Annotated in this window: 4 protein-coding genes; 3 read left to right on the top strand and 1 reads right to left on the bottom strand. The window is 56.7% G+C overall.

The genetic code is table 11. From position 1 onward, the window contains the following. Together NZ823_07585 and hypE are read left to right on the top strand one after the other, a co-directional pair. The coding region (locus NZ823_07585; GenBank protein ID MCS6804989.1) for a hydrogenase formation protein HypD at positions 1-388 on the top strand (388 nt) is incomplete at its 5' end. Positions 389-510: 122 nt separating this feature from the next. Then, positions 511-1,545 (top strand): hydrogenase expression/formation protein HypE, encoded by a 1,035-nt coding sequence (hypE, locus tag NZ823_07580; protein MCS6804988.1) that lies wholly within the window; start codon positions 511-513, stop codon positions 1,543-1,545. A 479-nt stretch (positions 1,546-2,024) separates the two neighbouring features. Here the strand turns inward: hypE and NZ823_07575 are convergent, their stop codons facing one another. Then, a complete protein-coding gene (locus NZ823_07575; protein ID MCS6804987.1) occupies positions 2,025-5,957 on the bottom strand; it encodes a TonB-dependent receptor in 3,933 nt (1,310 codons plus the stop codon). Between the two features lie 382 nt (positions 5,958-6,339). On the opposite strand from NZ823_07575, the gene NZ823_07570 reads away from it, so the two are divergent. Further along, the gene (locus NZ823_07570) at positions 6,340-8,337 is read left to right on the top strand and encodes a SurA N-terminal domain-containing protein (protein ID MCS6804986.1); all 1,998 of its coding nucleotides are present in this window, start codon (positions 6,340-6,342) and stop codon (positions 8,335-8,337) included. Positions 8,338-8,343 lie beyond the last annotated feature (6 nt).

Raw genomic sequence — 8,343 nt, 5'->3', positions numbered from 1 at the left:
AGGCCGCGCGGAGGTGGAAAACCAATACACTCGTTCCGTGCGGCGCGAGGGGAATCTTGCGGCGCAGCGGCTCATTCGTGAAGTTTTTCGCGTCGTGCCCCGAAAGTGGCGAGGCATCGGCGAAATTCCTCGAAGCGGTTTGGGGCTCGCGGAGAAGTACATCGAACTCGATGCTGAGGTGCGATTCGGCTTGGCCGATCAGACGGTCGAGGAATCGTCCGAATGCATGAGCGGGTTGGTGCTGCAAGGAGTAATGAAGCCGCACGAGTGTCCGGCCTTTGGCACGCGTTGCACGCCGGAACATCCGCTCGGCGCCACGATGGTGTCATCGGAAGGGGCGTGCGCGGCGTACTACCGCTATCGTGCCCGCCCAGCCGTCAGCGGATGAAACGTGCCAACGGATAGGGCTTTTCGCTAGGGGTCGTATCAAGAGTGGGAGAGATGACACCAGCTTCACCCGTTGGAGCCTTTCATCCGTTGGCGGGATTAAGCTGAAAGGGGAAAAGCAGCATGATGACCTGTCCGATACCAATCACCGAGTACTCGACGATCTTGCTCGCTCACGGAGGCGGCGGAAAGTTGATGCATCAACTCATCGAGAAAATGTTCCTGCCCGTGTTCGCCAACTCGCTCCTTGAGGTGCGACACGATAGCGCCGTCATCACTCACGATGGCGTCAAGCTCGCTTTCACCACCGATTCTTACGTCGTTCGTCCGCTGTTTTTCCCCGGCGGCGATATTGGGTCGCTGGCTGTGAACGGCACGGTGAACGACCTGGCGATGTGTGGTGCGCGCCCGCTTTATTTGAGTGTTGGGTTCATCCTGGAAGAGGGACTACCGATGGAGACGCTCTGGCAGGTCGTCCAATCCATGCAGCAGGCCACGCGCGCGGCTCAAGTTCAACTCGTCACCGGCGACACGAAGGTTGTGGACAAGGGCAAAGGCGATGGCATTTTCATCAACACGGCGGGCATCGGCGTCATCGAGCATGATCTTGTCATTGCTCCGGCCAGCGTGCGACCGGGCGATGTGGTGCTGCTGAACGGCGACATTGGACGGCATGGCATCGCGATTATGGCCGTGCGGGAAGGATTAGCCTTCGAGAGTGAGATCGAGAGCGATTCAGCTCCGCTGGCCGACCTGGTGATGACATTGCTCCATGCCGGAATAGAAATCCACTGCCTGCGCGATCTGACGCGGGGCGGATTGGCGAGCGCCGTCGTCGAGATTGCCGAGGCAGCGGGCATCGAGATTGCTTTGGACGAAGCCGTCATCCCTGTTCGAGAGGACGTCCAAGGGGCCTGTGAGATTCTCGGCTTCGATCCGCTCTATGTGGCTAATGAAGGGCGCTTCATTGCCTTTGTAGCCGCACGGGATGCCGAGCGCGCTCTTGCCCTCATGCGCTCACATCCGCTGGGCGCTCAAGCGAGCATCATTGGCCGAGTGACCCAGCACGCATCAGGGCGGGTGACGATGCGGAGCAAGATCGGCGCGAGCCGCATTGTTGATATGCTTAGCGGCGAGCAGCTCCCGCGCATTTGTTGAGCGCATTGTGATCAGGCTTCTGGGATGTTCTCTGTCAGTGGGCGCCACACGCTATGGCTCAACCATCAGAGAAAAGACAGGCCGGTCTTGTTTAGGGTGCCTGACACCATGGTGTGACATGAGAACCTTCCACTGAGGACACGCGGGCTTTTATAGCGATTTTCAATTGCCTTTAGCTTAGGGGCTCCACATCTGCCGGCTCATGAACGCTGGAAGTGTGCGCGGGCAAACTCATTCACAATCCACTCTAAGTAAGTGGACAAAAGTTCTGGGACATTTTGGGAGGACAGGAAGTTTTGGAGTGAGGCGACGTGTCACCGCTTTCCAAAAACGCCCCGAACTTTTGTCACGTTACTTAGTCGCTGACGACGATCAACGCAGAGGGATTGCACTAATCAGCCAGTGGGGAACGTGGCCAAAAGTGGGAGGTCCTGCCTATTGATGAACAAGCGACCTCCCACCTTTGGGGGAATGACGCGCTAGAAGCTGAGCTTCAAGGCGAATTGAATCACCCGATTGGGCTCGCCAACAGCAATGATCGTTGCTGAGGCCGGCACGGCTGCCGTCACGCAGCAGGTTTGGCCAAACAGCGAACTGGTCAGCGTTGGTGAGCCGGAAGAAGCATTTCGAGGATTCTCGAAATTCGAATTATTGAAGAGATTGAAGAACTCGGCGCGGAACTGGAGATTGACGCGCTCGGTGACCGCAACCCGCTTGATCAGGCCGAAGTCAAAGTTCCAGAACCCGGGGCCGGTGACAGTGTTTCGTCCCATGCCCGACTCGCCTGGCGCCGGGATGCAGAGGAAGCTCTGCGTTCCGACAATCTGACGACAGTTGGTATTAGGATCGAGGTCGGTCACCTGGAAGACCACCGGCCCACGAATTCCCGCCACCGACTGCAATCTCGCTTCAGGCAATGGTCCGCGCAGTTCAGCCCGCGAGACCTTAGTATTGTGAACGGTGCGAATGCCGCTATTGATGGTGAACGGCTCGCCGCTCTGGGAGAGGAAGATGCCCGTCACGGTCCAGCCGCCGAGAACGTGGTTGATGACGCCTGGCCAATCAGCGCCCCATGTACGGCCACGCCCAAACGGGAGATCGTAGAGCCCATGCACGACAATGACGTGACGATTGTCGAAATCCGACAGGCTCCGATCCAACCGGAAGTTCCGTACATCAGTCGGCGTGCGCGAATTGGTCGTGCTCAAGCCTCCGCCGGAGGCCGCTCCCACCGGGTCCACCGACATGTTGTCAATGGACTTGGACAACGTGTAGGAGAAGCCCATATCCAGTCCTCTTTCAAACCGGCGACGCAGTTGCAGAATCATCCCGTGGTAGTAGGAATCGCCACCGGAATCGAAATAGAAAATCTGACTGAACTGCGGATTGGGTCGGAAATAGTTGGCCGGGAAACCGCGGTTGACAATCGAGGCCGTGCCGGTCAACGAATCAATGCGCACGGCCAGGTCGCCCAAGCCATTGCGCAGCAGGTTGGTCTGCGTCGTTGAAGAGTTGAGGAACGACGTGGCGCTACCCACCGTGCTGCCCGTGAGCTGCACCAGGAGCGTTGGGGTGACTCCGGTAACGCCCGCTGGACAGCCCGTTCCATCAGGACGGCAGCCTTTCCGCAGATTCTCTTGAGCGATCAGGAACGATTCTTTGAAACCGGGCTGATCGGTCCGAATCTGGTTTAGGTCATAGGCGCGGAACAGGTGAGTCCCTCGCTTGCCGACGTAACCGACTTGCAGCACCGTGTTCCCCAGCAGTTCGCGCTGGATAGTGAGGCTCCATTCATGAACGGCAGGCAACTTCAAGTTGGGATCGAACGCCCCGGTGTTAGGAGCCACGCCCATCGGTTGTGGCGGAGGGCTGAACAGGTCGCTTGGTCGAGCTGTCGGCGTCGGCAGTTGCAGCGGGAAGCCTTGACCGATGCGCCGATCCACATTGGCCGGAATGCTGCATCCGGCCGTGATCGTCGCCTGCACACCTGTCGCCGTGTCGCTCAACCGCATGCGGCAATCGAGCGCCGCGCCGGGAACCATTCCGCCAATAGCCGTTACCTGGAACGTCGAAATCGGATCGAAAGCTAATCCATAGCCGAGACGGAAGACAGTTTTATCACCCCACGGCGTCCAAGCGAAGCTCACGCGTGGACCAAAGGCTGTCCAGTTTGTCCGCTCATACCAACGATCCCGCGCGACGAAGCTGACCGGTCCTTGCGATCCGTCAATTGGCTTATCGGGAACGAAGACGCGATCACAGCAATCCTCCATCGGCAGATTCAATTCCCAACGAACCCCATAGGTCATCGTCAGGTTTCGGCGAATTCGCCACTCATCCTGCGCGTAAGCATTGAACTGCCTGGCCCGCGTTCCAAGGGCTTGCAGGATGCCCGGTGGAAAGGAGTTCGCTTTCAAATTGGCCGCGAAGGCTTGATCCACTCCAGCCACGATGCCGGCCAACTCGACCAGCGCATTCTGTAGAATGGTGTTGTCGGTGGCGTCAATTTGATCCGCGCCGCCGCCCACCGGCGGGAGATTCAGGAATCCGCTCCGTCGCAGGCTTTGATCGAAGAAGATATTCGGACTGATGTTACGACCGCCGGCAAACCCACGACTATCGTTGTGCCGATAGAAGCGGAAATTGATCCCCGTGCGCACTGTGTGCGAGCCGCGCGCGTAGCTTAGATTGTCAATGAACTGAATCGTTGACACCGCACGAGCCGTGCGTGGCGTATTGCAGAACGGCGTAGTGATGTTGCGGAACGAGGTTGTTCCCGCGCACTGCTGGCCGTAGGGAGGGACTTTGCTCAAGTCGCCAAAGTTCGGGTTCGATTCTCCCCAGGTGAAGAAGAAGTTGAACCGGTTAAAACCGGTTGTGAATTCGTTCACCAGACGAGGGCTCAGCACGCTGCGGTAGCTGAGGGCCAGATTCTGATTGGTACGGAAGACCTCACCCATCGGCGGAAAGCCGGGAAAGACCTGTGGACGCGCATTCAAGAAATCTCCCTGCTCGGTGTTCCACTCCGACCAGATGAACCGTCCGAACATGGTGTGATTCTCAGAAAACTTATGATCAACGCGGATGAGGCTGTTGGGTCCCACAAACCGCGAGGGAGGATTCCAGACAAACCCACCGATGTTCAATCCATCACCAACCGTAAACGTATTCGGCGCCGGAAGCTGGCTGATAAGGGAGCGAATCACCGGGTCTGGCCCGATGCCTCGGGGATCGTTCCGTGGATCAAAAAGGTTATAGGAATCCACGCAATTGGTGGTGACCGCTCCGCCGCAGACGGGCACACCTGGCTTGAGATTCCCCCGAGCATCTACGAGCAACGGGGAGTTCCTCGTCACCGTTACACCATCCACCGTGATGGCTCCTCGCACGAATCGGTAAATTCCCGACCGCATGGCAGCCGTGTAAGCCAGCGGCGTGCCAAACGCTTTGGCAATCGGCTGCGTTTGCATGATCCGATTCCCCTGATAACTCGCAAAGAAGAACGTCTTGTTCTTGAGAATCGGTCCACCACCGGCTGCGCCGAATTGATGCAGAAGCAGGAAGGGTCTGGCCTGACCTTCTGCTTTGTTGAAGAATTCGTTGGAATTCAACACAGAGTTGCGATGGAAGTAAAACACGTCGGCGTGGTACTCATTCGTCCCTGATCGCGTGGCAATGGAGACGTTCGCCCCGCTATTGCGCCCATATTCTGGAGTTGCATTGTGGGTGACCACGCGATACTCCTGAACGTTGTCAGGGTTCAGCCGTAGAATGTTACTTTGCGGATTCGGTACTGACGACTCATTCGCATCAATGCCGTCAACGGTGACGTTGTGGGCGCGGTCTCGCGAGCCGAACACATGCGTACCTGAACCAAGAGAGTTAGTCGTGCGCTGAATCAGGCCCGGTTGTAGCACGATCAAGCTGAGCGGATTCCGCCCGTTCAGCGGCAGGTCGGCCACCGCTCGCCGGCTCACGACATCACTGAGCATGGCATGAGTTGTTTCCACGCGCTCGTATGCCCCCACGACTTCGATGATCTCCGTCGCTTGCCCCACCTGAAGTTGCGCATTCACGACCAACGCCGCACCGACGTTGACGACATTGCCGGAGCTGCTGAAGGTCCGAAATCCAGAAGCTTCGACTGTAATCGTGTAAATGCCGACGGGCACCGACTCAATCGCATACGTGCCCGCCGATGTCGTGGTCGCTCTGTACTGCACGCTGGTGGCTTCGTTTCTCGCCGTGACCGTAGCGCCTTCAATCACGGCTCCGGCTGGGTCTGTGACCGTTCCCGTGATCCGGCTCGTGCCGGTCTGGGCAGCGCCTGTGATGCCCCCAACAGCGAGCAAAACGATCGCCGCGCACAGGTGCAAAAAGACCTTGAGACGACAGTCATCGTTTCGACACATAAAGCACTACCTCCTAGGCTTTGGTTGCTGGATTTTTCACTGCGGCAGGGATTCTAATTTTGCCTCGAGATCGTGTCAACTTGCGGAAACTGTTTTCAAACGATGGCCGATGTAGGGGCGTCAGCGCTGCCTCCCAAGGCATGAGAACAGGCCAGGCTTCCCACCTTCAGCATACGCTCGTCTTCTCCTGCTCGTCTTTCCGGGTTAGCAGAAGTGGAAGATGGCGAGGTGATAGCCGCGGGTATAGCGTTTGGCGGAAAGGCTCAGTTCATCGGTGGTGGTAGAAAAACCGTGTGACTGAAGCTGCCGATTGCGCTTTGAGCTTGAGAGCGACTAAAATCACGCCTTTCGTTGGAGCTCGACTCCAACCAGTGGAGGCATTATGCTAAGGTTTTTGAGCAAGCAACAACGCGCGCGCAACGCATTCTTGATCTTTTTCTGTTTCGTCATGGCGGTGACGTTGGTGATCTTCTTAGGCATGCCGATTGGCGATTGGATTTCCAGCGCCTTCAAAGGCAGTGAGGCAGACGCGGCTGACCCGAAGGCGACGGTCGCCGAAGTTGATGGCGACAAAATCCCGGCTCGTGAATTACAACAAGCGCTGAACCGCATCGCTCAGGGCGGCAGTGGTCAAAACATGGCCTTCATTAAATCGTTCAGCGATACACTGCTTGACCAGCTCATCACGCAACGCATCGTCAAAGCCGAGGCGGCGCGGTTGGGAATCACGGTTTCCGATGATGAAGTTCGGCGCGAGATCGCTCGTCAAGTTCCCAATTTCATTGACGACAAAGGTCGGTTCATTGATTTCGACCGCTACCGTCGGTCCATCGAAGCCAGTGGATCAACCGTCGAAGAGTTTGAACAAAGTATCCGACAGTCGCTCCTGGATAAGAAATTGCAAGCGTACTTGACCGCCGGCATCACGGTCACGCCTCGCGAGGTCGAAGAGGATTTCGTTCGTCAAAACACGAGCGTCAATTTGTCCTACGTGGTGATTGAGCCAAAGAAGTATGAAGCGGAGGTGTCGGTGTCAGAGGCAGAAGCGAAATCCTACTTTGACCAACATAAGGACGAATTCAAAATCACCGAAGTCGAGCGAAAGGTTGACTACATCTATATCGCCTATGACGCCTTGAAGCCCTCAGTGAGCGTCACCGAGGACGAAATCAAACAGGAATACGAGTTCACCAAATCGCAGCAAACGATCGGCGCGACGGTCAGCCAGATCGTGTTTCCGTTCAATGAGACTAACGAAGCGCAAGTTCGCCAGAAGGCCGACGAAGTCGTCAAAAAAGCGCGCGGCGACGAGAAGACGCCCGCCGAGGACTTTGCCAAGCTCGGCGGCAAAAGCATCGGCTACGTCAAGAAAGACAGCAAAGATACATCCTACAAGCAGCGTGTCTTCACCTTGGTAGACGCCAAGAAAGACGTCACCGAGCCGATCAAAGAAGGCAACGCGTTCTACGTGATGAAAGTGACCCGGTGGGACCGCAAATCGTTAGCACAAGCGCGGCCTGAATTATTGCAACAACTCCGCGACCGGAAGGCCCGAACCGAAGCATCCAAGCTGGCCACTGAAATCACGAAGAAGCTGCAAGAGGTCAAAGACATCCGCAAAGTGGCCGAAGAATTTCGTTCCCGTCTGGGCAATCTGCCGTTGGATCAGATCGTCAAACAAACCGGCTTCTTCGCGACATCCACTCAATTGCCAGAATTTGACATTTACTCCAGCTCGTTCACCAGCAGCGCATCAAACCTCAACGACATCGGTCAAGTTGGCAATCAGATCACGCTGAAAGATGGCATCGCCATTCCGCAGTTGGCCGCCAAGCGCGATCCACATGAGCCTTCCTTTGAAGAAGTCAAGGATCGCGTCATAGAGAAGCTGCGCAAGCAAAAGGCGGCCGAACGCGCACGCCAACGAGCCAACGAATTAGCGCAACAGGTCAACAGCGTTCAGGCGCTCCAAAAAGCCGCCGCGGCTGAGAAACTGGAGCTCAAGACACAGGATGATTTCAAGCGCGGCAGCATTCTGCAGGAGCTAGAGCAGTCGGATCAATTGGAAGGATTTGCCTTCAGCGTTGAGGTAGGCAAAACGGCGCCGCAAGCAATCAAAGTGGGTGAGAAATACGTGTTGCTCGGCGTCACAGCGAAGAAAGCGGCTGATCTGACCAAGCTGGCCGAAGAGCAAGACGCCACGCGCAAACGCCTGCTTGATCAGCGACGCAATCAGCTCTATCAAGCCTATCTGAAACAGATCAAGGATAAGCTGGCCTCGGAAGGCAAAATCATCGTCTACCAGAAGGTGTTCGATACGATTGCTGCCGGCGCAGGAGGGGACATCCGCGATATCCTCAACATCAACCCAGCACCCTAGCCGTGT

This window comes from Blastocatellia bacterium (assembly GCA_025054955.1).
Classification (GTDB): domain Bacteria; phylum Acidobacteriota; class Blastocatellia; order HR10; family J050; genus JANWZE01.
The sequence above is the reverse complement of the archived record's forward strand: the minus strand, read 5'-3'. Positions and strand labels throughout refer to the sequence as shown.